The sequence below is a fragment of the uncultured Methanospirillum sp. genome, from assembly GCF_963668415.2.
GTDB lineage: Archaea > Halobacteriota > Methanomicrobia > Methanomicrobiales > Methanospirillaceae > Methanospirillum.
The window spans coordinates 1253398-1278716 of the sequence record NZ_CAXXDL010000001.1 but is presented as its reverse complement, the minus strand read 5'-3'; the positions used below and the strand labels follow the sequence as shown (position 1 = coordinate 1278716).

27 protein-coding genes are annotated in these 25319 nt (G+C 45.5%); 11 read left to right on the top strand and 16 right to left on the bottom strand.

From position 1 onward, the window contains the following. Positions 1–108: 108 nt before the first annotated feature. The gene (locus ACHZA2_RS05860; protein ID WP_319578924.1) at positions 109–714 is read left to right on the top strand and encodes a hypothetical protein; all 606 of its coding nucleotides are present in this window, start codon (positions 109–111) and stop codon (positions 712–714) included. Positions 715–810: 96 nt separating this feature from the next. On the opposite strand, the gene ACHZA2_RS05855 is transcribed toward ACHZA2_RS05860, so the two are convergent. Continuing rightward, complete coding sequence (locus tag ACHZA2_RS05855) at positions 811–1110, bottom strand: YciI family protein (protein ID WP_319578923.1); 300 nt, start codon at positions 1108–1110, stop codon at positions 811–813. 143 nt (positions 1111–1253) lie between these two features. Between ACHZA2_RS05855 and ACHZA2_RS05850 the strand changes: the two genes are divergently transcribed. After that, the gene (locus ACHZA2_RS05850; protein ID WP_319578922.1) at positions 1254–3281 is read left to right on the top strand and encodes a M13 family metallopeptidase; all 2028 of its coding nucleotides are present in this window, start codon (positions 1254–1256) and stop codon (positions 3279–3281) included. Here ACHZA2_RS05850 and ACHZA2_RS05845 read toward each other — a convergent pair. Continuing rightward, on the bottom strand, positions 3245–5506 hold the full coding sequence (locus tag ACHZA2_RS05845) for a CHASE4 domain-containing protein (RefSeq protein ID WP_319578921.1): 2262 nt from the start codon (positions 5504–5506) through the stop codon (positions 3245–3247). The genes ACHZA2_RS05850 and ACHZA2_RS05845 overlap by 37 nt on opposite strands. Positions 5507–5750: 244 nt before the next feature. On the opposite strand from ACHZA2_RS05845, the gene ACHZA2_RS05840 reads away from it, so the two are divergent. From ACHZA2_RS05840 to ACHZA2_RS05820, 5 genes are all read left to right on the top strand, one after another. Next, the gene (locus ACHZA2_RS05840; protein ID WP_319578920.1) at positions 5751–6395 is read left to right on the top strand and encodes a hypothetical protein; all 645 of its coding nucleotides are present in this window, start codon (positions 5751–5753) and stop codon (positions 6393–6395) included. A gap of 591 nt (positions 6396–6986) precedes the next feature. Further along, positions 6987–7778 carry an aminoglycoside phosphotransferase family protein gene (locus tag ACHZA2_RS05835; RefSeq protein ID WP_319578919.1) on the top strand — a complete coding sequence of 264 codons (792 nt, stop codon included), beginning with the start codon at positions 6987–6989 and terminating at the stop codon, positions 7776–7778. 30 nt (positions 7779–7808) lie between these two features. Then, positions 7809–8420 carry a DUF308 domain-containing protein gene (locus ACHZA2_RS05830; RefSeq protein WP_319578918.1) on the top strand — a complete coding sequence of 204 codons (612 nt, stop codon included), beginning with the start codon at positions 7809–7811 and terminating at the stop codon, positions 8418–8420. Continuing rightward, entirely contained in the window at positions 8417–9049 is a 633-nt protein-coding gene (locus ACHZA2_RS05825) for a hypothetical protein (RefSeq protein WP_319578917.1), read from the top strand. Before ACHZA2_RS05830 ends, ACHZA2_RS05825 begins: the two co-directional genes overlap by 4 nt. Before the next feature lie 197 nt (positions 9050–9246). Next, positions 9247–9759 carry a DUF308 domain-containing protein gene (locus tag ACHZA2_RS05820; RefSeq protein ID WP_319578916.1) on the top strand — a complete coding sequence of 171 codons (513 nt, stop codon included), beginning with the start codon at positions 9247–9249 and terminating at the stop codon, positions 9757–9759. Between the two features lie 112 nt (positions 9760–9871). Here ACHZA2_RS05820 and ACHZA2_RS05815 read toward each other — a convergent pair whose 3' ends face one another. From ACHZA2_RS05815 to ACHZA2_RS05805, 3 genes are all read right to left on the bottom strand, one after another. After that, a complete protein-coding gene (locus ACHZA2_RS05815) occupies positions 9872–10015 on the bottom strand; it encodes a YHS domain-containing protein (protein WP_319578915.1) in 144 nt (47 codons plus the stop codon). Between the two features lie 50 nt (positions 10016–10065). Next, on the bottom strand, positions 10066–11319 hold the full coding sequence (locus ACHZA2_RS05810) for a PAS domain-containing protein (RefSeq protein WP_319578914.1): 1254 nt from the start codon (positions 11317–11319) through the stop codon (positions 10066–10068). A 367-nt stretch (positions 11320–11686) separates the two neighbouring features. Then, positions 11687–12187, bottom strand: coding sequence for an HD domain-containing protein (locus ACHZA2_RS05805; protein ID WP_319578913.1), 501 nt, complete (start codon positions 12185–12187; stop codon positions 11687–11689). 273 nt (positions 12188–12460) lie between these two features. On the opposite strand from ACHZA2_RS05805, the gene ACHZA2_RS05800 reads away from it, so the two are divergent. Further along, on the top strand, positions 12461–13426 hold the full coding sequence (locus ACHZA2_RS05800; protein WP_394698501.1) for a hypothetical protein: 966 nt from the start codon (positions 12461–12463) through the stop codon (positions 13424–13426). A 289-nt stretch (positions 13427–13715) separates the two neighbouring features. On the opposite strand, the gene ACHZA2_RS05795 is transcribed toward ACHZA2_RS05800, so the two are convergent. The 3 genes from ACHZA2_RS05795 to ACHZA2_RS05785 are packed head-to-tail and all read right to left on the bottom strand — an operon-like array spanning position 13716 to position 16379. Next, positions 13716–14474: an ABC transporter ATP-binding protein gene (locus tag ACHZA2_RS05795; RefSeq protein ID WP_319578911.1), complete on the bottom strand. Its 759-nt coding sequence runs from the start codon at positions 14472–14474 to the stop codon at positions 13716–13718. Then, entirely contained in the window at positions 14471–15241 is a 771-nt protein-coding gene (locus ACHZA2_RS05790; protein WP_319578910.1) for an ABC transporter permease, read from the bottom strand. Before ACHZA2_RS05790 ends, ACHZA2_RS05795 begins: the two co-directional genes overlap by 4 nt. Then, complete coding sequence (locus ACHZA2_RS05785) at positions 15225–16379, bottom strand: hypothetical protein (protein ID WP_319578909.1); 1155 nt, start codon at positions 16377–16379, stop codon at positions 15225–15227. The genes ACHZA2_RS05790 and ACHZA2_RS05785 overlap by 17 nt, the downstream gene beginning before the upstream one ends. Positions 16380–16513: 134 nt before the next feature. Here ACHZA2_RS05785 and ACHZA2_RS05780 point away from each other — a divergent pair, with 134 nt between their 5' ends. Continuing rightward, on the top strand, positions 16514–16726 hold the full coding sequence (locus ACHZA2_RS05780) for a hypothetical protein (protein WP_319578908.1): 213 nt from the start codon (positions 16514–16516) through the stop codon (positions 16724–16726). Here ACHZA2_RS05780 and ACHZA2_RS05775 read toward each other — a convergent pair. Beyond that, complete coding sequence (locus ACHZA2_RS05775) at positions 16700–16870, bottom strand: hypothetical protein (RefSeq protein ID WP_319578907.1); 171 nt, start codon at positions 16868–16870, stop codon at positions 16700–16702. The genes ACHZA2_RS05780 and ACHZA2_RS05775 overlap by 27 nt on opposite strands. A gap of 297 nt (positions 16871–17167) precedes the next feature. On the opposite strand from ACHZA2_RS05775, the gene ACHZA2_RS05770 reads away from it, so the two are divergent. Both ACHZA2_RS05770 and ACHZA2_RS05765 read left to right on the top strand, forming a co-directional pair. After that, positions 17168–18589: a DUF1254 domain-containing protein gene (locus ACHZA2_RS05770; protein ID WP_319578906.1), complete on the top strand. Its 1422-nt coding sequence runs from the start codon at positions 17168–17170 to the stop codon at positions 18587–18589. A gap of 193 nt (positions 18590–18782) precedes the next feature. Next, on the top strand, positions 18783–19376 hold the full coding sequence (locus ACHZA2_RS05765; RefSeq protein ID WP_319578905.1) for a nuclear transport factor 2 family protein: 594 nt from the start codon (positions 18783–18785) through the stop codon (positions 19374–19376). 285 nt (positions 19377–19661) lie between these two features. Here ACHZA2_RS05765 and ACHZA2_RS05760 read toward each other — a convergent pair whose 3' ends face one another. From ACHZA2_RS05760 to ACHZA2_RS05730, 7 genes are all read right to left on the bottom strand, one after another. Then, complete coding sequence (locus ACHZA2_RS05760; protein ID WP_319578904.1) at positions 19662–21341, bottom strand: hypothetical protein; 1680 nt, start codon at positions 21339–21341, stop codon at positions 19662–19664. A gap of 718 nt (positions 21342–22059) precedes the next feature. After that, the gene (locus ACHZA2_RS05755; RefSeq protein ID WP_319578903.1) at positions 22060–22323 is read right to left on the bottom strand and encodes a hypothetical protein; all 264 of its coding nucleotides are present in this window, start codon (positions 22321–22323) and stop codon (positions 22060–22062) included. Between the two features lie 41 nt (positions 22324–22364). Continuing rightward, positions 22365–22838 (bottom strand): hypothetical protein, encoded by a 474-nt coding sequence (locus ACHZA2_RS05750; RefSeq protein WP_319578902.1) that lies wholly within the window; start codon positions 22836–22838, stop codon positions 22365–22367. A 224-nt stretch (positions 22839–23062) separates the two neighbouring features. Continuing rightward, positions 23063–23317 (bottom strand): type II toxin-antitoxin system RelE/ParE family toxin, encoded by a 255-nt coding sequence (locus ACHZA2_RS05745; protein WP_394698500.1) that lies wholly within the window; start codon positions 23315–23317, stop codon positions 23063–23065. Next, positions 23317–23460, bottom strand: coding sequence for a hypothetical protein (locus ACHZA2_RS05740; protein ID WP_319578901.1), 144 nt, complete (start codon positions 23458–23460; stop codon positions 23317–23319). Before ACHZA2_RS05740 ends, ACHZA2_RS05745 begins: the two co-directional genes overlap by 1 nt. Positions 23461–23611: 151 nt before the next feature. Further along, a complete protein-coding gene (locus ACHZA2_RS05735) occupies positions 23612–23761 on the bottom strand; it encodes a hypothetical protein (RefSeq protein WP_319578900.1) in 150 nt (49 codons plus the stop codon). A 360-nt stretch (positions 23762–24121) separates the two neighbouring features. Beyond that, positions 24122–25219, bottom strand: a complete 1098-nt coding sequence (locus ACHZA2_RS05730) for a transposase (RefSeq protein WP_319578110.1) — start codon at positions 25217–25219, stop codon at positions 24122–24124. Positions 25220–25319: the final 100 nt, after the last annotated feature.

Here is a 25319-nt window from a genome sequence, read left to right as displayed (position 1 = left end):
GGATTCATGATGACAGGTGTCCTGAATATAAGCTGGGCAAGCGCTCAGGTGTTTGATCTATACTGGTTGCCTGAAAAGATATGAACTCATGCAGTGAACGGATATGTGATGAAGCGTTCGCTGTTTCTTTTTAGTACCGGTGTCCTGATCCTTCTGTTCACCGGAATCACCTCATGTATGGCTGCGAATACCGAGATGCTCCAGTGTGGAGATAAGACCTATAATCCAGAATACCAGTCCTGCTGTAATGGAAAGGTCTACGAAGGTACTCGTTACTCTAAATGCGGTGACTCATGTTACAACATGGATACACAGACCTGCTGTTCAAAGAAAGTCACTGATGGTCCGTGTTTCCCTGAGTGCGGGGATGGAACCTATAATCCTTCAAACCAGTCCTGTTGCTTAAAACACACCTATGACGGGTTAAAGTGGGGCATCTGTGGCGGGAATACCTGTTACAATCTTACTACGCAGTCCTGCAGTTTAGGTAAGGTCTATGACGGAATGAAGTGGGGTGTCTGTGGTGACAAGAGTTTCAACCTGACCACACAATCATGCTGCAGGGGAAAGGTGTATGAGGGAAAGAACCTGGATCTCAAGCCATGCGGCTCTGACATCTGTTATGACTCCCGGAATCAGACTTGTGCACGTGGAAAGATCCAGCAGAAAGATCCCAATGCAACAGTAAGCTCAGTCCCCTTCTTCAGTCAATAAGAGGCATTCAAAAGCCCAATTTTTTGTGAGTCTGATGGTATTGGTGTAAACCCTGATACTCCCGGTGGTTCGGAAACCAGTTTTTTGGAGATCGGATTATGCCGGAATGGTTTCCTTATATGATTCAAGACCCGGTGCAGTCATCGAGGCGATGAAGGGTATGATCTCATACTCGGAAACACCGTTGATATAGAATGGATCCTCCCTGATGATCGCCCAGAGTATCTCCTCGCTTTCTGCTCGTGCCACAATCACACCGCCGGTCCTTGGGATCCGTCTCCCTGACATCAGAAAGGTACCACGGTCATAGTTCTTCTGGAGGAATCTGGTATGTTCAGGGACGAATGATTCGACAGTTTTGAGATCTGATCTGTAATGAAGAAGGATGAGATACATATAATCTCAATAGATCTGGTTGAATCTTTCATAAATGGTATGCCAGGAGGTGTCGGAAATGAGGACGACAGTGGGATGGGTGCAGCCTCTCCACCTGGTCAGATCAACTCTGCATACGAATATCCGTTCCTTTGTGGGTATGAATGGTAAAGATCCTGCTGCTCATAGTCATCCTCCTTCCCTTCCTGATCACTGCTGGGTATGCTAACATCACCATCGGATCAGGTCCATTCACTCTGGACACCGGAGTCAGCCCTGGCGATGATCTCTTCGGGTACGTGAACAATGCCTGGATAACAGATCACCCGGTTCCTGAAAATAAAAGTTCATACACCGCGTTCACAGAGGTCGAGGAGAGAACCATTGATCAGCTGAAAGCCCTGTTCGATAACGAGTCCGGCCGGTATGCTGCCGGAGAAGAGAGTCTTATTGGGCAATTTTACCAGAGCGGCATGGACACCGGGGTGATCAACCGCGAGGGACTCTCCCCCCTGGCAGGGGAACTGGGCATGATCGATAACATCTCTTCACACGAAGATCTTATGAATGGCTCTGTCATGCTTGTTCAGGAAGGTATCTTTCCGTTCTTTGTCTATTATGCAGATCAGGATCCAACGAACTCAACGAGGATCATTCCCCAGGTTGAACAGAGCGGTCTGGGTCTGCCTGACAAGGAGTATTACATTCGTAACAGCACAGGTGGGAGGAAGATCAGGGAGGAATACCGGCAGCATATAAAAAATGTCTTCCTTCTGATGAATGAGAGTGAGACTGAAGCAGCCCTGGATTCAGAGAGTGTGTACAGGATCGAGGAAGAACTGGCCTCTGCACAGTACAACCCGGTTGAAAACCAGGATCCCTGGAATACAACTCATATCCTCACCTGGCAGGACCTGAACTCTCAGTACCCGAATATCAGCTGGGAAACCCTTGCATCAATCAACGGGTCAGGGAGATCAGACCTGGTAAACCTGCACCAGATCACAGCGATTCACAAGCTGGACCAGATGCTGAAGGTGATACCGCTCAAAGACTGGAAAGCCTTCCTCAGGTTCAGGCTTGTGGATTCACTGTCAGACTCGCTTTCACCGCCGTTTGAGGATGAGCACTTCAACTTTTACGGGCGTATTCTCGATGGAGTGTCTATCCCGGAGCCACGATGGAAACTGGTCCTTGCCACCGTGGATGCAGGGCTCTCTGATGAGGTTGGCAAGCGATACGTTGAGAACTACTTCCATGCCGATGCACGAGAGCAGGCAAGAACCATCTCCCATACGATACGATCAGAACTCAGGAAGAGGATACTGAACCTCACCTGGATGGAGAATGGCACCCGGGAGGCAGCGGTTGAAAAACTTGATGCGATGGATGAGAAGATCGGGTATCCCGATGTCTGGATGGATTATTCAGGGCTGAACCTGACCGGTTCGTACATCAGAAATATTCTTGAAACAAATCATTACTCACTAATTCATGGTCCTCTGGGCCTGGAAAAGATTGGGAAACCTGTGGATAAGACCACCTGGATGATGTCTCCCCAGACTGTGAACGCGTACTACTCACCGGGCAGAAACGAGATCGTCTTCCCTGCAGCGATGCTCCAGCCCCCGTTCTTTGACCCTGAAGCAGATGCCCCGGTCAACTACGGCGGTATTGGAACCGTGATCGGCCACGAGATGACCCATGGTTTTGATGATCAGGGAGGTCAGTATGACAAGGATGGTAACCTCCGTGACTGGTGGAAACCTGGTGACGCTGCAAGGTTTGCAGAGCAGGAAGCCCTGATCATCGATCAGGTTGACCGGTTTGAGGCTGCTCCTGGTGTTTTTGTGAACGGGAACCTCACCGTGGGTGAGAACGTTGCCGACTTTGGCGGGCTCACGCTTGCGTACCATGCATGGAAAGAAACCAGCGATGATGACACAAAGCAACCGGACTCCGGTACCGTCACCCCTGCACAGCAGGTCTTCCTCTCCTTTGCGAGGAGTATGCAGGGATCTGCCACTGCTGAGTTTCTCAAGGCCAGTGTAGTAACTGACCGGCATCCGTGGGGAAAGTTCAGGGCCAATGCGGCACCTTTCAATATTCCTGAGTTTTATGATGCCTTCCCTGATGTGGGTCCCGGGCATTCCCTCTACCGGTCACCGGAAGAGCGGCCTGTTATCTGGTAGTCCGAATCAATGGGTTCGGGCTCATTCTTCGCAGCAGGTAATGAGAAACAGACTTGTGATCCTTTTCCCACGCCTTCACTCTCCACGATTATGGTTCCCTGGTATTTCTCAAGAATATGCCTGACGATGGGAAGGCCCAGGCCATGGGTATCTATCTCGTGCCGTGAGAGATCGGTCTTGTAAAAGTAATCAAATATCCGCTCTATTTCGGTCACACTCAAGCCGTTACCTGTATCACCGACACACACTCTGATGAGATCATCCTGACGATACCCTGAGAACAGAATCGTTCCTCCCTGCCTGTTGTACCTGACTGCGTTCCTGGTCAGTTCCTCGATCACAAGAAGGAGGCTTTTATCAGGAATCCTGGCAAACAGGGAGTCTGAAATATCTGTTTTGACAGAGAGGTTTTTCTCTTCGATCTCATTCCTGTATTGTGTGATCACCATCTCAATTATTGAGCCGATATCTGTGACTCCTATCTTCTCATCTGTCTGGGTTGCGTCCATCTGCTGCAGAATCAGGATCTTGTCAAGCAACGCTCTGATCCGGAATGCCCCAAGTTCAATCCGATTCAAAACCTCAAGTTTTTCAGGATTACTCTCATTCTTTCTGAGATAAGGGAGCAGTCCGATGATCGGGGTGAGCGGGGTTCTGAGATCATGGCCGATCTGGACGATCAGTTCCTTCTTGCGTTGAAGGAGATTCTCGACCAAAGTTGATCGCTCCTGGAGATCGATATTTGTCAGTGCGAGTTCATGCGACTTTTCTGCCAACTGGCGGGTATAATCCTGGAGAACAGTCTGAAAGTCTCCTCTGCCTGCTTCAATGGCTATTGCATTTGAGATGAGGTTGAGAATGACCTGGTCCAGTTCTCCGGGTTCGTATTCTTTCTGATAATAAACACTCAATGTTCCCGGGTTTCCAGGTGTGGAAAAGAATTTGCATCCGTGGTATACCTGGTAATTTCCGGCCTGAACAAGGGGATCGGTCGCTTTAAATTCCGTGTTATCAAGCGGGAGAAGAAGACAGACATCAGGTTCATCCCGGTGTATAAGATATGTAGAGATCTTCCCCCCGGTATCAGATGCCGGAATATAACCCGGAGGGAGATTCGTAGAAGCGATGATCCGGTCTGTCCCACTGGTGAACTGAGAATATATCACGCAGTCGGCATGGAGGAGATCAGCAGTCAGGCATACCATCTTCTGAATGTTCTCCTGTGAGTCTGATCCGAATTCGAGGAACACGTCGAGTATTCTCCTGATATTGTCAGAGATCTCCTTCCGCTCGTTGTGGATCCTGATCTCCTGCCTTTTTGCTTCAAGTTCCTCCTGGTCGTGCTCATAGTGTGAGAGCACAGAGAGGAAGATGAAGGTCATGATGCCTGAGTACAGGCTGGCAAGAATGGCGAGTATGACAAGAGATTCCCCTATGATACTTCGTCCGGCGATTGCGATATCTTTGGTTCGCGTGATACTGAAGGTGATCACGTACTGTTCATCTGAGCTGAGTGTTGTGAATGAGTTGCCAATCTGATCTGATGTCTCTTCAGTTATTGCCGGTATGATCAGGGGGAATCCGTATGCTCTCTGCTCTGTGGGCATCGATCCAGACCTGACTGTCGTAACAGTTACCGGATGATGCAGTGTCCGCTGCAGAGCATCACAGAATGTCCTGTTGATCTGTCTGCCAAAGATGATGGTACCTGCTGGCGGCCCGGAAGCATCTGAATGAAGGATCATCACACTGCAGAAGAGATATGGAGTACCGTTGATAACTCCCAGAGCAGTCCTGGGATCTCTCTCCCGTGATGGGATCAGAAGTTCCAGGGTAGCAGGAGGGATATCCTGAGGGGAGAGATGGGTTTCAGAGTTAAATCCATTCGAGTAGATCGGTCTGTTCTGGTGGTCAAGGATAGTTATCTGATGAATATTGAGGTTTTTAAGCGTAAGGTTGTTGAAGTTGTCATCAGGGAATTGCGGGTAATTGCCGGTTGCAAACGTGTATGTATCATCCCACCAGGCGTAATCCATGAGTACGGTGATGATCTGATGCTCCTGATCTGTTATTCCCGTTTGAAGATATTCAAGGGAGGTATCCAGGGTTTTACGTTCTATTGCATTGTAACTCTCCTCTGAGAAGAACCAGAACCCGGTGATACATCCACATACCGCAACGAGAAGGAACAGGTTCATCAGGATCAGGATGCTGCTACGTTTCATGGTGTACTACCAGGATTAACCAGGTTTGCCGATATCAGAAGATCTTCAGGCTGATTCAGAATAATATTCAGACGTATATGATATTACAGGCATAGGTGCTTGTTCTATGACATTTATATATTCTCACTCTGCTGTGCAAATCATCCCTGCATAATCATATTTCAATTGGTAGATCTCCAGATTGTATACCCTGTAGTCTGAAAGGGCGTGAAGACTTATCTGTAAGCAGTATCCTCTATACGTTATGCAACGGCATTCAAATCTACTGAAACTCTGTATTGTACTTCTGGTTCTGGCCTGTGGTTGTGGAGCAGCCTCTGCCAGTACTTCCAATACAATCGGAGGGGACCGGGCCTGGTATGTGTTTCACTGCCACGCTGATGGGACTGAAATCTCTCTTGACAACGAGATCAAAGGTGTGATCACCGATGGAGAACTCTCTGTCCCGGTGTACACCACCGGAACCCCGTACAAATCCTACACTGCAACCTATGATCAGGAGGGGTTCCATCAGTCTGTGACCCGTCCGCTTACTAAAGTCCCGGTAAAAGGAGAGGTCATGGACATTTATGTGGATATAAGCCCGGTCCCGACTCCACATCCGACATATGCTCCCAAACCGATCGGCGGTGATCAGGGCTGGTATGATATCTACTGCAATGTTCCAGGTGCAACGGTATCCTTTGACGGTGAAGTGAAAGGGGTTATATCAGACAATGTCCTTGTCGTCCCGGTGTACACTACCGGAACTCCGTATAAAACGATTACAGTAAGTGCCCCTGATTATGTAACGGCTTCAGAACCGATCGACCAGCACCCGGGAAATGGTGAGACAGTGGATCTTTACATCACCCTGAACCGTGAGAACGATATCCCGATGATCAGTTAAATCGGGCCTTTCTTTTTTTGTCTCCCCTTGGTCCATATGTCCGGGTTTTTACCTTCAGGCAAGGTGATGACCCTGACATTCAGGGTTGGGCGGCATTGCGGCAGAGAAAGACCAAAGCGAAACGATGCGGGAAGGCGCCGCTCTAAAAATAAGCCCTCTTTCTCTCTTGAATAATAAATAAAATGAATATATTAGATCTTTAGATCAGAGAGCGGCAGATGAGCGGGTATGAAGCAGGGGTATACCCCTGGGGTGATGGTGGGATTCAGGTATCTGATCCCCGGATCTGCCGCATTGCCGCCCACAGTGATATACTAAGCCTGAATTGGTGCCGGTTTTAAAAACAGGGGTTATATGTCAGAGTGGCAGATCAGCATACTCCGCCGCATGCTGCCGCTTTTGCCGCCCGTATTCACAGGATCCAGTACAGAGTAGGGCGACCAGAGACCCGGTTACCTGAGGAGACTATATCTCGAGGAATCTATCTGCTCAGCATGAATGGATCGAATAAGTTAAGCATGCACGGGAGAATTTATTCAACGGGAAACCGTACTGCCAATTTTCATGCATATGGTATGGGGATGTAAAAAAATGGCTGACAATATTCAAAGTACCTCCCTCTTTGCGGAGATTGGAGATGACGCAGAATTCAGGAACCGATATGGGGATCAGATCGGCAGCGGAATGAGTGCAGTGATATATGCACGTGATGGGATCGTTGCCAAAGTCTTTCGTGAGGGACAACCGAAGAGGCAGGTGTTTCAGGAGGCTTTTACCATGGCAGTGGTCGGAGACCTGAGAATTCCCTCACCCACAGTCTACGGTGTCGAGTCCTTTGGCGGAAGAACGGTTCTTCTGATGGATCACATTCAGGGTAGTTCACTCCTTGACATAATGGTTGCAGACCCGGAAAAGACCGGAAAATGCCTTGACACCGTGGTAAACCTTCAGGCCATGATGCACAAGGCAGTTACAACTGACTTTCGCCCGATAAAACAGGTTCTGAAAGGAAATATCATCGGAAGTCCTGGTCTCACTCCTGCAGAAAAGGAACGTCTTCTTGGGATGCTCCCGGATTTTCCTGATGATTATGCCCTCTGTCACGGGGATTTCCATGGTGGAAATGTCCTCTTTGACGGGAAATCGTGCATCATCATTGACTGGGCCGAAGTCTCCTGTGGCTCTCCTGAAGCCGATGCAAGCCGGACGTATCTGGACTACTGCATGTATCAGAATGGTCTGGAAGAGGTATATCTGGAGAAGTACTGTGCGTCAACTGGCAGGAACAGAGAAGAGATACTGGCATGGCTTCCTCTTATGGCAGGGGCTCTTTACGGCTACCTCTCTGAAGAAGGAAAGAAGATTGCACGGAAAAAATTCTAACACAACAACGATGGTACCTGGAAAATGCCTATGAAAATTTACGAGGAGTCTGACCTCTCCTTAGAGGTTGTTATCCTGATCGTCCTTGGGATATTCATGCTTCTCTTTGGTATTCTCCTCTTCAGTATTCACACCGGAGATCTGCCGTACTCACCTGACAGTATGTACGGACTTCTGCTTGTGCTGGTATCACTGCAGGTGATAACCATGGGGAAGACTCCGTTTGGCGATCTCAGGCGTTCATGGATGGTTGTAATCCTGGGGATCTGCACGGCAATTCTTGGCATGTTAGCCTGTTTTGTCCCCGGACTTGTTACTGATATTGTGCGGATACTGATTGGACTCCTGTTGTTTGGCGGGGGGATTGCTCTCCTGTTTCAGTTGTTCGTGTCAGAGGAGAAGGCAAAGACATGGATAAACCAGCCGGGCACAATCCGCCAGCTCATCCTGGCATGCAGTCTGGTCTATGGGATGTCAGTAGTATTGGGGCTTGTAACGCTCCTTCCGGGCCTTGTCACCAATCCGCAGACCTCTGCCCTGCTCATTCTGTATGGCATCGGATTCCTCTACCTCTCCTGGTGTATCCAGAATGTCAACCGGTTGTATCCTGTAGAACAAGGAACTACGGGAGGATCTGCATGACTCCGGGTGCAATTCCATTCTGTGAGAGGTACCCGGTATTTAAGGAAGCTTCACTGCCACTCCCGGTTGCACTGGTAGTTGTGGTTGGAATCCTGATGATATTCCTCGGACTTCTTCTCTTCCCTGTAAATCTCGGACTGATACCGTTCTCCCCGGACGGTCAGCTCGGGCTCCTGCTGGTTATCAATGCTATTCAGATAATGGCGATTGGGGAGACCCCTCTGGGTCAGTACAAACGCTCATGGCTGTTGACAGTGATCGGCATCGGGTTTGCATCCATGGGGGTTGTATCATGTATCGTTCCAGGCATCCTGACCGATGTGATCAGAACCCTTCTGGGTGCCCTGAACATCATCGGGGGTATTATTCTCCTGTCAAACCAGGTTCTCCCGATGCTGAATAGGGATGGAACTGCGTCTGCTAATCCGACTGAAATTCCACCGATCCTAAAAAGACTGAATAATACTCAGTTGATGCTTCCTATCTTCTCGATCGGGTTTGGTCTCACCACACTCGTTCCGGGCCTTGTATCTGGGATGATTATTGCCGGAATACTCATCATTGAGGGGCTGCTTCTCCTTGTACTGGGCTCAACTCTTCAGAAGATCTTAAAAATGCAGGAAGGGTGAAACCCGGACTCCGGGTTATCATCCTTTCAAAACCCCAACGATGCCCGTTGGGGCCCCAGGTAGGACCGATGAAAAGGACTTTTTCATGCAAAAGGTCAGACTGATGCGAAATTCAGAAACCAGGTTGCCATGGGACGAAGTCAGAGCCTGTATCGTTAAGAAACCTTTATCCCTCACCGCTCACTATTCTCCTCAACATGGAAACCGATAGAATTCTAGCAGTGTTCATGAGCATCGTTGCCCTGTTGTTTGGTATCGTTGCCATTACAGCACCGGGAATGGTCTTTGACTTTCTGGTTCTCGTTATTGGTATCATCTTCCTGCTTGTCGGAATTTTGACTGCAGGTGTTGCACTCTCTGCAGAGAGTGGACCGTCAAAGATGATCCTGTTCGGGTCAGGTCTGATCAGTATCGTGATCGGGCTTCTTGCTGTCATTTCCCCTTATATTGCAACCGTTGCTGTCGGGTATCTGATTGCTCTGTGGCTGGTGATCAACGGTCTGCTCACCATCGCGTATGCTGTCTCAATTCAGTGGGAGAAACACCGTATCTTCTCCGGATTTGTCGGAGTGATCAGTTTTCTTATCGGTATTTATCTGTTTGTCAGCCCGGGTACGGGGACAGCCCTCCTGACCATGGTGCTGGGCATCTTCTTCATTGTATATGGGATTCTCTCTCTGATAGCGAGCCTCTTCTACTGGAAGATATAATCCCTTTTTTTGCAATCAGGCTGATATAAGAGGAGGGGAACCCCTTCTCTGCTAAACCCGGATAAGAAGAGTGTGAATGGCTTATAATCTCAAGCCGGTTGTGCAGAAAAATTTACGATGCGTACTTTTCAGGGTCAGCATCAAATGTCTTTTTGCACCCCGGGGCACAGAAATAATATTTCTTTCCCTTATACTCACTTGTGAACTTCGCAGTTTTTTCGTCCACTGTCATCTTACAGATCGGATCGATTGCCATCTTCTCCTCCGTACTGCCTCATTGGATATGAAATGATAAAGGTATTCTTATCAGTCAGAACTGGTAAACCGGTACCCTGATGAAGGGATTCTGATCTCGAACCGTGCTCCATTCCCCGGGGTTCCATTCTCTGTAATGCTTATTTCAGTCAGTGAGAGGATCTCTCTGACCAGAAACAGGCCCATCCCTCTCTCCCGTGCATAACTCTTCTCAAAGATTTGGTCTTTCACTTCAGCCGGAATCCCTACTCCGTTGTCTTCGATTATCAGGGAAAGGGAGTCATCATTCTCTCTGTATCTCAATGAAAGGTGTGTTGCCTTTCTACTGTGGAGAACTACGTTTTCCAGAATGGTAAAAAAAGCGTATTCAAGCAGTGGATCAGCATAGCACTCAAGTTCATCCAGTTTCATCTCACGTGAGAGATAGGAGAGATCGAGATGTGAGATGGCATTGAGCATAACGATCGAAAGGCTATGCCAGGCCGGGTTTTTACTTCCCAGGTCCTGGTAGGATTTGGCATACTGGAGTATGTCGCCGGTCTTTTCGATCAACGAGTGGATTGGATCAAGATATGGGAGAAGGCTGTCATCTGTGTTCAACTCCTTGAGCAGTTCAAAGTAGCCGGTGAGTGCATAGTTGGCATTCAACGACTCCTGGATCGTAACGTTGTTCAGGTATACGAGTTTCTCCTGTGCCTTTTTAGCGATAAGTTCGACACTCTTGTGCTCGGTGATATCCTGAATACTACCGATGCTGTAGAGGAGATCTCCTGCCTGGTCCACCACGATACAGTAGATCTCCTTTATCCAGAGTTCTTTTCCACCCTTATGCCTGAACCGGAATTCATCAACCCCTTTCCCCCCTCCTTTATGAAGGATATCCTGCAGGTTCTTCTTTATTGAGACAAGATCATCTGGATGAATCCTGGCATAGGTATCTTCAACAGTGAATTCTTTCGTCTCTTCAGGGGTATATCCGGTAATCCCGGTGATTGCAGGACTCACATACTCATAAGTATCTTTCTGATAGTTTCTTTTAAAAAAAGCGACGATTGAGTTCTCAAGCACTTCCTGAAAACGTGCACGGTTCTCCATCAGTTCGCGTTCACGTTGCTGAAGTTCGGAATAATTCTGATGAAGTTCTTCTTCGGTCGCAAGAAGCTCCTCATTCATAGCCTGGAGTTCTTCGTTTTTTCGCTTGAGTTCGATTATCTGCTCCTGTAACTCCGGATAGTAACTCTTTCGATGAGAAGAGGCCCCAAGGCCGATGATCTTCTTCCACTGTTCTTCAGAGTTATCGCTCATAATTACCATCCGGTGCAAGGGCAGGGAGATCGGCTCCAGACAACACGGAGACTATTACCTAGTTGATTATTCTTATTCACCAGGCGGATAAATTTATGGTTTTATCCTTCAGATAGGAGTTCTGGTGTCAATCTCCAGACTCTGTATATTGATATGGCAAGGGTCACCTGATCCCGGTTTCCAGTGTGGTAACTGGATTGTAAGTTTTCCTCCCATTGAAATTTTGTTATTGACCTAAAGTATAACTGAAGATGGAATAGCTCCAAATTTTCGTCCAATTGTCAGGTGTTGATGTAAATAATCAAAACAAATCACTTCAACGGATGAAAAATCATCTCCAGTTAATAACTAGGCCATTACCGAATTTTCAGGCTGATAACCCCCCGTGGGGATACATCTCCATGAGTAACCGGGTCCCCATTTCAGTTTTGAAGATCTTCTTATGAATATTCTGAACGGATTCAACACTCATGGAATCCTCGAAAATATTGACAAGAAAGTCAGCTTCAACGAGAATCTGAAAATCGATCCCATCAATAGCAGCGTATGAATGATGATTTCCAATGATGAAACAGACCCTTTCGACAACATCAGGGTCAAGATGATATGGCGACATGATCTCGCGGGCAATGGGAGGTCCTTCAATTTCCTGGTGTTTTCCTGAAGATGAGTTATACTTTCGTTCTGCCTCTTTTATTCCGATATCATGAAGTATGGCTGCAAGGCTGAGGATAACTTTTTTCTGCTCATCCAGGTTGCTTTCTGATGAGATGATGTGAGCAAAGGAGTGTACTTTCAGGGCATGATTGATCCTTCTGACATCGCCGTCAAAGTACCTGATCATGTCAGCCATTATATTGGTAATCATGAGATTTCACAACCGGTTTCGATATGAAAGGTTATCATCGCAGCCTGATTAAGAGGATGCTTTCCGATTTGATATCGATTACATGTCCTCTATCATCGATTGCAATAGCCGCGAACCTTTCATCTGTCATTCTTCATTGTGAGGATGAGCCTCAAGAATAGTTGCTCCGGCACCCCGGGTTCAGGTCCTGATAATCGGATCCTCTTTATGTTCATGGCGGGTATCAGCAACTTTTTCTCTCTCCCCGTACATTAAAAACGGATGTTCTTGACAATGATTAAATTTCGTGAAAAAATACTCCTTTTCACAATCGTATCTGCAATGGTATTGCTTCTGTTTGTGACTCCTGTTATCGCATATGATGATGATGACTTTGATTATCCGATCACTGCATATGCAAACCCGAATAATCCCTATGGCTGGGGCAATGCTCCTCCATATTTGACTGATGTCGAGTCAACTCTGACGATAGAGCCGGTAGTTACTCGTACTCCATCTTCTACGGTTTCTTCACCATCGGTTTCAGGCAATGTACGGGTTACTATATCCCCATTCTCGGTTATGGTGGGTGATAAACAGATCAACCAGGTCATCGGTTTTATCACAGGTACCAGGCAGGGGGTAACGCTCACCATCGCAGGGAAGGGGAAGTCTGATTCAGAATATTCTGATATTACTGAAGTAACACCTGATGAGAACGGACTCTTTGCCTGGGCTGTTCCAACCTCTCAAACTGCTCTCGATCTCTTCAGGGTATCTGCACGGTCCGGAGGTTCTGAAGTGGTCTCCAATGCAATCAGGTTCACAAATGAGAGTGAGGAGTCTGCATCAGAACCGGTTATCTCTCCGGTCAAACCCACCTCAACCATCATCAGACCTTCACCCTCCCCGATTCAGACAATAGTCCCGGTTGCGTCGGGTACTTCCTCCGGCTTCGGGCTCTCCCGTCTTTCGATCAGTGCAAGTACTACAACACCAGCCGTAGGCGATACGGTGACAGTAACCGGCAGACTGACCGATCAGAATGGAAAAGGGATTAGCGGGGCTACTGTTACCATGGACGAGAGCGGGTATTCTGGAGAAGATCCATTGACCACAACCCAGACCGGGTCTGATGGAAGATTTACCTTTACTGTGGGGGTCTCGTATCCGTATACCGTCGGAATGGCAGCCCACTATGATGGTGATGAGTCGCATTCATCTGCAGATAGCAACACCATCATGTTTACTGCTCATTAACCAACGATCTCATTTTTCGGCAGTTATTTCCGGTATAATAGTATTTTTATCGGTTTCATGAGCATAATCATGAGTGAAGTAAAACCAATTTAAGAAATCCGTAAAATTGAATCCTAATGCCTCTCGTCTCTTTATTTCCGTATCTATTGTCTGGGAAATGTCCATCTACATGTACGTAACGGGGGGCACCAGTGTGTGAAATGTGAATGTATCGGATAATCTTAGGTTTTTCAGCGAATAACAAAATCTAAAACCTCTAAACTGGGTCCATCCCTGGTTGTAAGATTCGTCATCCAGATGCAATAATTTTGGTTATATCCTGGATCAACTCGATAGATGTTGGATGTGCCATATTTCGGGGATGGCTGGCTGGAATTGAAAACTCCTTTCTAACAGTTGCAGGTCGTCTGGTCAGAATAACAATCCGATCTGCAAGATATGCAGACTCTTCAGGGTTATGGGTTACAATGAGAAATGCAGTATCTAATTGATCCCTGATACGAAGCACTTCATCCTGAAGTTCTCGTCGTGTAAATGGATCAAGAGCACTGAACGGTTCATCCATCAGAAGAATGTCTGGCTTGACTGCAAGAGCACGGGCTACAGCAACTCTTTGTTTCATCCCTCCCGAGAGTTGGTGAGGAAGGGCCTTTGCAAACTCCTCCATTCGAACAAGAACCAGGAGTTTTGAAACAACCTCGTCGACCTTTTCAGAAGAAGATCTGACTTTCAAATGGAGTCCATACGCAATATTTTCTCTCACTGATAGCCAGGGAAAGAGACCGTGATCCTGGAACACCATCGCAGTTTTTACCTGTTCTGATGAATGCCTCTGTTCTTTATTTTCACCATTGCCAGTCCCTGAATCAGCGGTATCAAGCCCGGAAATTATCCTAAGGATCGTGGATTTACCACACCCTGATGGACCCATGAGACATACAATCTCATGTTTTCGAAGAGTCAGAGAAACATTCTCGATTGCCTTGCAAGCACTATTATCATCAAAAAAATGCTTTGAGATATTTTCTATCACAAGGACGTTGTTCATTCTTTTCCCTGCCAGTCAAAGAATCGGATTTGGCCAAGTTTGAAGAGGTAATCTGATGCAATTCCGATGACACCTATTACAATCATACCTGCAACGATAACCTGTATCTGGCCGAGATTATAGGCATACATAATAAGGTACCCAAGCCCTGCACTCGTTCCGGGGAGCATTTCGGCAGCAACCAGGCACATCCATGCAACTCCGAATGCAAGCCTGAATCCTGTCCAGATAAAAGGGAGTGCTCCGGGAATAACAACAGTGACGAATTTCTCCCCTGTTGTAGCCCCAAGGGTTTGTGCAACCTCGAGCCATCGAATTCTGACATTGTGAACTCCTTCGATTGTGCTGATCAGAACAGGGAAAAAAGATCCGATGAAGATGATAAAGATGAGTGAGCCAAACCCGATCTTGAACCAGGCAATCGCCAGAGGCATCCACGCAATAGGGGGGACTGGACGAAGAACCTGTATTAGTGGATTGAAATATTCGTCAAACCGCCTGGACCAGCCATTCAGAAGTCCAATTGGAACAGCGATTGCAACAGCCAGAAGAAACCCGATGAGAACACGTTGGAGACTGATAATTCCGTTTTCGAGAAGTGATGCTCCTCCAAACAAAGGCTCCATCGGATGTATAAGAATGGGAATGATCAGTTCCCAGCCGGGAAGAATAAAACTATTTCCGACATATATCGAAAGTATCTCCCACGTTAGTCCGATTAGAACCGGAAGTGCCAATCCACGGAGAATATTAGGTACCTGTTTCATTGATACTCCATCGTGGTGGAAGGCCATACAGAACAATCTGTATACCTTCATAGTTGAGTGCTTCCCTCATCATCTCCTCTTGAATAGAACTTTGTGGCACTGCAAGAATAACCGGATTTCCAGCAGTTGATCGCTTTTTTATTAAGGTAATAAAAGAATCCCAGTCAGTACAAGATGCTGTGTTTCCAACAACAAGTCCTGTACCTCCTGAATTGATAGATTTGATAATCGATGCAGAGTTTCCTGTTGATATCTGGAGTAAGGCCGGGACACTTCCGATATATGCTGCATCCATTGCATCTTGTCCGATACCTGTCATGACACCACCCCCAACTGAGCCAGGTAATAACTCGACCTTTGCTATTATCTGATTATGAACGATGAGATTGCAATTATTTGGGCGAGCAGAATCATCCGACTCAGGGGCCAGACAGAAATCATACGAGGTACAGATCTCTTCATGTTCTTTTATCGCTACATATAGCGGGGCATACAGGTCCGAAGATGGGAGATATCCAATTCTGATTGTGGGTGTTTGTTTGTCGATCCTTGGTTTAGAACCGTTTAGAAGTTGATCTGCACGAACATTTACTGCTTCAGGCAAACTGGATGTATTGTTTTGCTCTGCTTTTTTATCAGTCTGCATTGGAAGACCGATCGCTGAAATATCCGGATTTGTGGCAGAATCTGTAAATGTTATATGACGAAACGCTGTTGCTTCGACATCATGCGGATTAAGGTACATTCCGGCAGAGAGGATCGGTTTTGAGCCATAGACCCAATCTGCAGTGATATTGATGGCATGAGCAGGATCTTTGGCTATCTGGTTTATGCCTATTGTTGTTATTGCAGAGAGGAGTGCTGAAACCTCCGGATTCTCCTCAATAAATTCGTTTCTCATGACAAGAACATTACAGGCAGTGGACTCCCATTTATGTTCTGGTGGTAAATCATTGTCCCGTGCGATTACTTTTCCTATATTGCCACACTCACTCGTTGAGACTACAGATTCCCAGACAAGAAAAGCATCGACCTGACTGGTATTGAGAAGCTGAGGCATCATCCCTGATGATGCATATACGAGTGTTACGTATGGGTTTTCACTTGGACTTAAAAGTTCATGACTTACTGGAATCATGGAGAGAATTAAGAGCAAAATGCAGAGAAAGCCACATACAATCAGAATAAGTCTGGCTTTCATATGCTGGAGTGGTTCCTCAACTGATAGTAGTAAGATGACTTCTCATCTATTGAAAGATTTGTCTAGATGGTTTGTTGTCCCTGGCTCTTGAACATGTCATTCTCACCCCGGATATCATCAGTTTTGCTCAAACATTATGGCAGAATGGAGTGGGAACCTATGATGCTCTTCATTATGCATCTGCCCTTTCAGCAGGCGAAGCATTTCTCATGGTTGATGATACCTTGATCAAAAAAATGGAATATGAGACCGGACAGTCACACTCTCCCGGTCAGAGCCGATAAACCGCTCAGATAATCCAGCGAACTTGCGATCAATCCCATCGGGTCCTCGACCTCCCAGACCTTACCCACGGCTGCCGGGTGTCCGACGACTTCACTGGCAAATACCACCGATACGGCTGCCAACTGTAGATATCGCCGGTACATGATGAGTAACCCAACACCATTTTGCCCGGCAATACAAGCCGAGATAATGGCGACTACAACCTCAATCCTCTCTTCCTGTTATCCGTATCCAGATAATACCCGGGAATTTTCTCCTGATCACTAATGATAGTTATAATAGTAAACTGGCAATTTCGGTGTTCGGTTATCGGATTTCCCTCTGGTCATGTTGAGTGAAGATTCTATCCATCCAATACTGTTCGGCTATCATCGCTGATTTTCGGGTTTTTTGAAAGACCCAATCGTAAATTATAATGATGAGAACATAGATGCCTTACTATGTTACGAAACAATTCTGTCTCTTTTCTTATGATCCTTCTCCTGATACTCATGTTCTTTTCCTGGGGAGTACATGGTGAGAACAGCACGAATGTCAATGAAATGGCTCTCTGGGATACAGTAAAAAATGCTTATGTTTACTCTTATCCACTCGTTCTGATGGATGCCATGGTGCAGAGATACACGAACACGGTGACACCAACGAATGTTAAAGCTCCGGTAAATCAGTTTATTTACAATAATATTATGGTGAACGCTGATTTTAAGGACGTAGTATCTCCAAATGTCGATACTATGTACTCAGGAGCATTCCTGGATCTGAATAAGACAGCCCTGGTCTTTGTCAAACCCAAAACCGACCGCTTTTGTTCAGCCCAGATATTTGATGCATATACAAACACTGTTGATGTGATCGGGTCAGGCGGAGATGCCAAAGATCCCCTTGATGAACAGATCTGTCTGATCACCGGGAAAGACTATCAAGGTGATATTCCAGAAGGAATGAAACAGATCTCTGTTCCAACCGACATTGCATGGCTTCTTGTCCGCATCATAGACAATGGTCCTGATGATCTGCCGAATATTGAAACGATCCAGAGCCAGATGGTTCTGGTCCCCCTGAAGGATTATCTGAGTAACCAGACCTATGTCCCGCCAAATGGCACATATATAGAGAAGAATGACTTCATCCCTCCGGATCATGTCCGCAATATGTCCCCTGATGAGTTTTTTAATACTGCAAACCGGTTAATGATCACAAATCCACCAACATCCGCTGATGCCCGGGTCATAGCAACAATGAAGTCTCTCAATGTTGGTCCGGGACTTACCTTTGATGAAAAGATACTTGGGAAAGATTCAACCTGGCAGTGGAATAGTATGCTTGATTCACTGGTACCGGTCTTAAACAAAAAATGCGCCAAATTTATGCTCTCAACTGGGAAGTGGAAGTACTTCGGGGATCCGGTAGCAGATTTTGGAACTGAATACGATTACCGGGCATTGATTGCATTTGTTGGTTTTGGTGCTAATCCTCCTTACGTGGCCATCTATCCCAAGACAGATCTGGATTCCAATAATCAGCAGTTATCAGGGAACAACAGCTATAAAATTCACTTTGACAAAGGGATGCTGCCTCCGGTTCTAAACGGTGGATTCTGGTCAATTACCGTATATGATAGTGATAATCTGTTGATCGCGAATGAGATAAACCGGTATTGTATCAATGACAGGACTAATCTTACGTACAATCCGGATGGTTCACTGGATATCCTTCTCCGGGCAGAAACTCCTGGTAATGTGCCCGAGAGTAATAGGCTTCCAGTCGGAACGGGTGATTTCCACCTGTTTATGCGGGTCTATCTACCAGATATGGAAAAAATCAGTACCACCTGGGCAGCACCTGATATTGTGAAACAGTAGGCCTTGAGGTATCTCCCCGGGAAATCCTGATAAGGCTACCATGTCAGGTATCTAACAATTTTCGGTTGGTTTGTGAAGATACAGGGAGAGTTCATTATCGAATTATTGTTATTCTACCCGGGTTTCCTCACCAATATCGTTCATTATAACCTGTTCACAACAATTATATGGAAAAAAGAAGAGTCTCATTATCATGATCCAAAGCAATACATTCTCTTTTCTTTTCCTTTTTCTTGTATTCCTTACGCTTTTTTCATGCGATGTTTATGGCGAGAACAATATTGGAATTAATAAGGCGGACGTAGGAAATACTACTCTGCAAGATAATAATGGCAATCAGTCAATCCAGATATCTCCTGAAGATCGTCAGGAAATCCTTGATCTTATCTACACCTACTCTTATACTTACGACTCCAAAGATCTTGATTCCTTTATCAGTCTATTTACAAATGACTGCATTTGGGAAGTATATTCAGACAAAGGTACTGAGTTAGAATTCCAGGTGAAGAGCCGCAATCAGTTGAAAGAAGCGATGGAGAAGCGGATGGCAAATATAACCGAAAAGGGGATTCAAACCAGACATTATCAGACCAATACGATCCTGAAATCGATGTCAGTAGATACAGTGGAAGGAGTTACCATGCTCAACCTTATGTGGCAATACCCGGATAATGAATTACCAACCTTTGTTCAGACTGGGGTTTATCATGATGAGTTTGTGAAGATCGAAGGAATATGGAAGTTTGCAAAAAGGACTGCATTGATCGACCAAAAGCAATCAGATTAAATTTGTAGGTACGGACTCTGGTATTTCCAGGCCTCTCGGCCCGGGTATTTTTCATTTACTTATCGACGTGGTTGAGAAAGTCTCAACAACACTGATTCATTACCTCATGGCCATTAATCGTTCTGCATATTCAGTGAACAGACGATATGTCCAAAACCGGTTTAATGGTGATGTCCAGTATTGTAACATCCTCAATATGAATATTTTCATTTTCGGTCTCTCTCAAAGTGCTACAAATAAAATCAGTTAGAACAGATTCCAAAAAAGGGATGGGATAACCATTCTTTAAGCATTATGGTAATCGATGCGGATGGGGCCCATGAATGAATTGAAGATCAGATCCTGATTCTCCAGATACATCAGAAGTGCATATGCTCCATTTCCAAAGTTACTTTTTCCGAAGATCGTCTGATGGACAGTTTTGCCGGTATCCCAGTCAAGTCCGAGTATTTCCCAGCCGTCTGGTAACCGGTACCCATTAATAAGGGCCATGTTACCAGACTGACTGTGAATGGGAACCATACTCGTCGATGAGACATCTGGCCGTGCCCATACGGAAGACCAGGCATTCTTTGATGAATTCCATTCAAACCGCTCAGCACCATATGAGGTGTCATATGCCGGACCCATGAGCGAGACCTGAAGGATCTTGTTCTGACCGAGAAGATCACTGCTCACATTAACCGGCATGTTATTCACCACAAAGGCCCCATGCCCGTGGACTACGACGGACTGTTCAGACTGTATCCACTCGGGAAGGGTCTTGAAACCGCAGGTTACCGGGATCTGGCCCGCGATACGCTGTGATCCCTCGGGGATTTCGTCTCGCCAGAATGCAGTCAGGTTCATTTGTTTGGCACCATCGGTTATGACTACCAGTTTATCCTCGTCATCACCAAAGCCCATGAGCGTCGGAGTTGATCCTGTGCCGATACCGACCTTAATAATCGGGGGCTGCTCCGAATAGGTGTATGGGCTCGACCATGCACCATCTGCTTCTTCTCCGGAAAGGTTTGTGCCGGTCCAGGCAAGTTTTCGCATGATTTTATCGCTTGCCACATAGATACCATTGTTTTCATCGACTGCAGGTGAGTTAGTCAGGATTTCATCGTCCCCGAATCGGTATAGTGAGGCAGAGGCAGGATCGAGATTTCGATCAATAACTGCTACACCATCAGTGAAGGTGATAATGAGGTGGCCGTCGTACGTCATGGAAAGGCCAAATAACATTGTGCTATTCGGATAATTGTCACCCTGGAGCGTTGTGATTACATCTTTTATCTCGTACAGTTTCTTTATACCTGCGGATGGGTTGTCCGGATCGGTCAATGCAAATGCATAGAGATCACCGGCGAAATCGGAATAAATTACATTTTTGTCATCTACTACCGAGTAAAACCCATTTTTAAAGCGTAGATCGTAATTTTTACCGAAGAGACTTATCAAAGAACTGTTCATTGAGGTTGCGTTCATTCCCACCGCAGAAGACTCGCCAAAAGTACGGAAGTTCTCATCCGGAACAGCCGCTAGCTTGTTATCTGTTGCATCGGCAAGTGCTTCATATGATGCCACTTGAGTCCAGTTCTTGCCAGTTATATCCACGTAACCTACGTGATTGGTGCCGACAACCCACATGTAATTCTTGTCAGTGGAAGCAAGAGTCATAATGTTTACGGGACCACCATAGACAATCGGGTTTTTTGCCGGGTCAATCTTGTACACACCTCGGGGAGGTCCGTAAGGTGTAGAGTCACTCTGTGACGAGTCAAAATGAGTGAGGGCATACAGTGGAGATGACAGGAAAGGATTGGTAACCGGTCCATTCACAATAGCAGATTTGTTGATGGAGTCTTCCGCTGCGAAAACCGGGGTCGTGATGCCCGTACATACGATGACACACACCAGAATGATAATCATAAATCTATTTTTAGGTCTTGTTTTTACAAGGTCAGTTGTAATCCTCATTTGATCACATGGTGTCTTTGCATAGTTAGGGTTTAAATATATATATCCGCAATTCAGTATACTCTGAAATAAATATTTCCAATAATCCTTATGTCAAATACTATAATGTGGTATAAATTTCTCATGAAGATGGCGGAAATGATACAATAGCAGTTTTCCGCTCTGGAATTGATGCTCATAAGATTTGCCTGAAGAGTAAAAAGCAGGTAGAATCGGGATACAATTTAAGCAGCCTTATTTCATTTTTTATTTGAGACTAACCAATACAGGATGCTTCATGTCATTTTCCTTGAAACCTCATTTTAGGCTCCATGAAAGTCCTGGATCATTCCATGATTTATACAAATAACTTTGATAGGATCCTCCTGTGCATCTGGTCTTTTTGTATCATATGCTTTAGCCTCAAATTTTCCATGATAATGAAAGCAACTCACTTTAAATGGGTTACGTGGTGAATTAAGAACGAATCAGATCAATCCCCGAAGCAGGACTGATCCCATGACTGCAGATACCCGGAAATCCGCTCTTCAAACCATAAAGAAAGCATGGCATTTATTAAATATGGGAAAACCGATATGACTCGGTGGTCATATCCTCCCGGTCAGGACCGCCAACTCGCTCAGATGATCCAGCGAACTTGCGATCAATCCCATCGGGTCCTCAACCTCCCCGGACTCATCCACGGCTGCTAGGTGTCAAACGACTTCACTGGCAAATACTAGTACTCATCAACACCGAATGACCCCGAACTCTTCACCAGGAGATCAGACATGATTCCGGTCCTGGTGTCAATGACCCGGACCACTGCTGATCTTCCCTCGGTAAAGAGGCTGTTACTGTATGACCTATCCTCACCAACCACAGCAGTGTTCAGGAATGAGGCCCCGGTCCCTGTTATGGACGTGGTGATTCCGCTTGCCTGAGAGAACTGCCATGATAAGGCGAGAAAGATCACTCCCGCTATAATCAGTACTTTGTTCATATCCATCGCTCCGGTGATGGCGTAAAAAGAGGGTATTTTGGCTATGCCAGAACGGCAACGGTGTCGGCCCATGCTTCGAGCCCGGTTCGGATGGCGTCGGCTTCGTAGCTGCTGACCGTAACCGAATCACGCTTGAGGGTGACTGAAAAGTTCTCCCCGCTCTTGTGATGGCACTTCAGGGTCACACAGAAGGTGTCCTTCGGGCGGTCATGTGATGGAGTACCTCCCATCGCTGTCCCAAGTGCAGCCGTACCAACGATGGTACTGACGTTCGTGGTAAATCCGGTTGATGTTGGAGCCTTCACTGAGATTCTTCCAACGGTCTTGGCCTGAGCATCCTCATAGACGACTGCCCCGGTGTAACTTTCAGTCCCCTTCACAACCGCTGCGACAGTCACTCCTGCTGATACATACGAGACACATCCCCACGGGTTGTTGTCCAGGATATCCTGTACAAGGGCGTTGAAGGTTGTAAGATCAGCGATCGGTACTGTAAGTTTGCGGACAACAGACATCTACTGCCTTCTGTACGAAATCTGCCATTGTTCGATTGTCCCCTGCCGCTCTGGTCGCGGCTACGTAGTTATTTGAAGTGAGTTTATATAGGGTTTTAAAAGAGGAAGAAATGGAGTGAGGAGGGTGGAGGGATTGGGGAAAAGGGGAAAAATTTTGTACGTGCGATGGAAATATGGTTAGGTTATCTCAATAAATTTGAGAAAAGGTTTATTTTTGAAATGTTCTATCTGTCATAGACCTTACTACGAGGCCCAATTTTTAAAACTTGGATTACCTGATCACCATCATTCAAATCGTGAATGATCCGGAAATTCCCAACCCGTTGATGATAATAGGGATACCCTTCACATGATTCAAGGTAATGATGAGGGTCTTCCACAATAGTATCAATTTTATTCATGATACGGGTTGCTTGAGATTTTGATAATTTCCGAAGTTGCTTCAGAACCTTATCAGAATAGATTATTGAGTATCGCATTAAAGGCCGAGCGCTTTTCGTACTTGTTCAGGGGTGTAGACACGACCCGCCTGAATATCTTCTTTTGCTTCGGCTATATCTTTCAAATCTTCCTCGGAGAGCATGCCATCGGGATTACATTTTCTCTTGATCAACGCTGGCATAAGTTATACAATATTGGCGTATGAGATTATCTAAGTTTGTATTTGGGCTCTCTTCCCCTTCCTAAACTATTCTCCAGAGACTATTATCTGTCAAGATCAGCGAAGAGTTCGTCAGGACTTCCAGATTTCAAGGTCCCATGGTGATATGCCTTCATGGTCTCGTCTCGCTCTCTCCTATCTCGGTGCGTCGCTCCTCAATAATTCGCTTCTCGAGTTCTTCGAAGAGGACTTCTTTTCCTTCCCGGTCAAGTTCACCGATTTGCCGCAGAATCTGTTCTATTGGTGAAAAAGCCTCGGTCATTCGTACCTCCGAATTATGTGAGAGATCATATGGTAATATCGCTCAAATTCCTTCTGCCAATGAATTAATCGTTCATTACTGAAATCAACGTTTGGTGCGAATCATCATCTATTATAATATGTTGTTAATTCTACCACTCACGTAGAGGCTGTCCAATGAAAAGATGTAGATTGGACAGATTGTCAATCAAATAATTCGCTTTTTGTCGAACTACCAATTTTTACAATAGAATGATAGATACACGCACTGCAAAGGATGGGAATCAACATCCAAACTACTCAAAATTACAGTTGATAGACGAAGAAGAACTAAAAACTCGATAGCATTCGCTACTTAATGGGACATCTGCATTTTATTTTTTCAGTAATATTTTGATAGACCCTGACCCTTTCCTTGGTTTTTTACTAAATTTGCAAGTAATACAAACTGATATGAAATGAGATTCAATGTCATGTAAAATTCTTCAGATCTTTTCTGAATCCATTTTACACTGAAATTAAACATTCGTTTCATGTGTGAATGAGTTCTTTCACAATCTGCCCTTGATTTGTATTCAACTCTGAAATTTGGATTAAGTAAGTTCTGATTGCGAAGATACATCCCGACCTGTTTCTCCCTTCCATTATTCGTGAGAAATAGCATTTTTTCCTCAATAGAATCTCGAATGTCTCCCCCTTTCTTCCACATTTTATTTACCCAATGATCAATTCTCTCAATTGTCCCCTCTATGTTCAAAATTGCGTTCTTGCTTGGATCGATTAGTGGTTGAATTCTGAAAATTCTCCAGTATCTCGCATAAATCATGAAGGAATCATAGCCACCATCAAGTTGAACTTTGATCATGCTTGGATTCATCGTACCAACAATTTCAGCTAATGGGATTGCATATGGGGAATCATGAGCATTACCTTCAGAAAATATTCCATAAAGTGGAAAGTTGTTTAAATGAAATATGTGATATTTGTGCATCCTGCAAGCGTAATGGGGATTATATTCTGCATATTTATCATACCTTGAGGCTTCAATAGGGGTTGAATCAACCATTCCGTGACCATTCTGAATAGATTGACATGCAATGGCTCCGTTTAGGTACATGATCTTCTTAAAGCCGTCTAATCGCAAACGATTGTAAGCAAAATCATGTAAATTACTTGCAGAGGGAATATGATATTTTCCGGGCTCTATTTCAGGAATTCCAAGAGCAATGCAATCTTCAAGTGTTAGTGATTTGATGAATTTTCGATAGGATTGTTTTCGAAAGGAATGGACAATCAAGAGTTTGAATAATAATATTGGTGAATATAACCATTTTCGAGTTTGGCTGTAATTGAGATGGTTGTGCAATTCAATTTCAATCTGGGTAAGATCCATTTTTCCAAGTAATGTACTGATTGAAACACTATTTGTTGGATTTACAGTCCCATGTAATGTCCTTTTTTCGTTTGAGCCAACGAGCATAGAGGCCAGTTTCAATAGTATATAATGGTGCCGAAATCGGTCCCACGGCAATTAACGAAATGAAAAAAGAGTGGAGAGTCGAGAAATTTTATGACCTATT

Coding starts and splice junctions, on each gene's coding strand:
- ACHZA2_RS05860 (WP_319578924.1), top strand. CDS start 109: ATGAAGCGTTCGCTGTTTCTTTTTAGTACCGGTGTCCTGATCCTTCTG.
- ACHZA2_RS05855 (WP_319578923.1), bottom strand. CDS start 1,110: ATGTATCTCATCCTTCTTCATTACAGATCAGATCTCAAAACTGTCGAA.
- ACHZA2_RS05850 (WP_319578922.1), top strand. CDS start 1,254: ATGGTAAAGATCCTGCTGCTCATAGTCATCCTCCTTCCCTTCCTGATC.
- ACHZA2_RS05845 (WP_319578921.1), bottom strand. CDS start 5,506: ATGAAACGTAGCAGCATCCTGATCCTGATGAACCTGTTCCTTCTCGTT.
- ACHZA2_RS05840 (WP_319578920.1), top strand. CDS start 5,751: ATGCAACGGCATTCAAATCTACTGAAACTCTGTATTGTACTTCTGGTT.
- ACHZA2_RS05835 (WP_319578919.1), top strand. CDS start 6,987: ATGGCTGACAATATTCAAAGTACCTCCCTCTTTGCGGAGATTGGAGAT.
- ACHZA2_RS05830 (WP_319578918.1), top strand. CDS start 7,809: ATGAAAATTTACGAGGAGTCTGACCTCTCCTTAGAGGTTGTTATCCTG.
- ACHZA2_RS05825 (WP_319578917.1), top strand. CDS start 8,417: ATGACTCCGGGTGCAATTCCATTCTGTGAGAGGTACCCGGTATTTAAG.
- ACHZA2_RS05820 (WP_319578916.1), top strand. CDS start 9,247: ATGGAAACCGATAGAATTCTAGCAGTGTTCATGAGCATCGTTGCCCTG.
- ACHZA2_RS05815 (WP_319578915.1), bottom strand. CDS start 10,015: ATGGCAATCGATCCGATCTGTAAGATGACAGTGGACGAAAAAACTGCG.
- ACHZA2_RS05810 (WP_319578914.1), bottom strand. CDS start 11,319: ATGAGCGATAACTCTGAAGAACAGTGGAAGAAGATCATCGGCCTTGGG.
- ACHZA2_RS05805 (WP_319578913.1), bottom strand. CDS start 12,187: ATGATTACCAATATAATGGCTGACATGATCAGGTACTTTGACGGCGAT.
- ACHZA2_RS05800 (WP_394698501.1), top strand. CDS start 12,461: ATGATTAAATTTCGTGAAAAAATACTCCTTTTCACAATCGTATCTGCA.
- ACHZA2_RS05795 (WP_319578911.1), bottom strand. CDS start 14,474: ATGAACAACGTCCTTGTGATAGAAAATATCTCAAAGCATTTTTTTGAT.
- ACHZA2_RS05790 (WP_319578910.1), bottom strand. CDS start 15,241: ATGAAACAGGTACCTAATATTCTCCGTGGATTGGCACTTCCGGTTCTA.
- ACHZA2_RS05785 (WP_319578909.1), bottom strand. CDS start 16,379: ATGATTCCAGTAAGTCATGAACTTTTAAGTCCAAGTGAAAACCCATAC.
- ACHZA2_RS05775 (WP_319578907.1), bottom strand. CDS start 16,870: ATGTACCGGCGATATCTACAGTTGGCAGCCGTATCGGTGGTATTTGCC.
- ACHZA2_RS05770 (WP_319578906.1), top strand. CDS start 17,168: ATGTTACGAAACAATTCTGTCTCTTTTCTTATGATCCTTCTCCTGATA.
- ACHZA2_RS05765 (WP_319578905.1), top strand. CDS start 18,783: ATGATCCAAAGCAATACATTCTCTTTTCTTTTCCTTTTTCTTGTATTC.
- ACHZA2_RS05760 (WP_319578904.1), bottom strand. CDS start 21,341: ATGAGGATTACAACTGACCTTGTAAAAACAAGACCTAAAAATAGATTT.
- ACHZA2_RS05755 (WP_319578903.1), bottom strand. CDS start 22,323: ATGAACAAAGTACTGATTATAGCGGGAGTGATCTTTCTCGCCTTATCA.
- ACHZA2_RS05750 (WP_319578902.1), bottom strand. CDS start 22,838: ATGTCTGTTGTCCGCAAACTTACAGTACCGATCGCTGATCTTACAACC.
- ACHZA2_RS05745 (WP_394698500.1), bottom strand. CDS start 23,317: ATGCGATACTCAATAATCTATTCTGATAAGGTTCTGAAGCAACTTCGG.
- ACHZA2_RS05740 (WP_319578901.1), bottom strand. CDS start 23,460: ATGCCAGCGTTGATCAAGAGAAAATGTAATCCCGATGGCATGCTCTCC.
- ACHZA2_RS05735 (WP_319578900.1), bottom strand. CDS start 23,761: ATGACCGAGGCTTTTTCACCAATAGAACAGATTCTGCGGCAAATCGGT.
- ACHZA2_RS05730 (WP_319578110.1), bottom strand. CDS start 25,219: ATGCTCGTTGGCTCAAACGAAAAAAGGACATTACATGGGACTGTAAAT.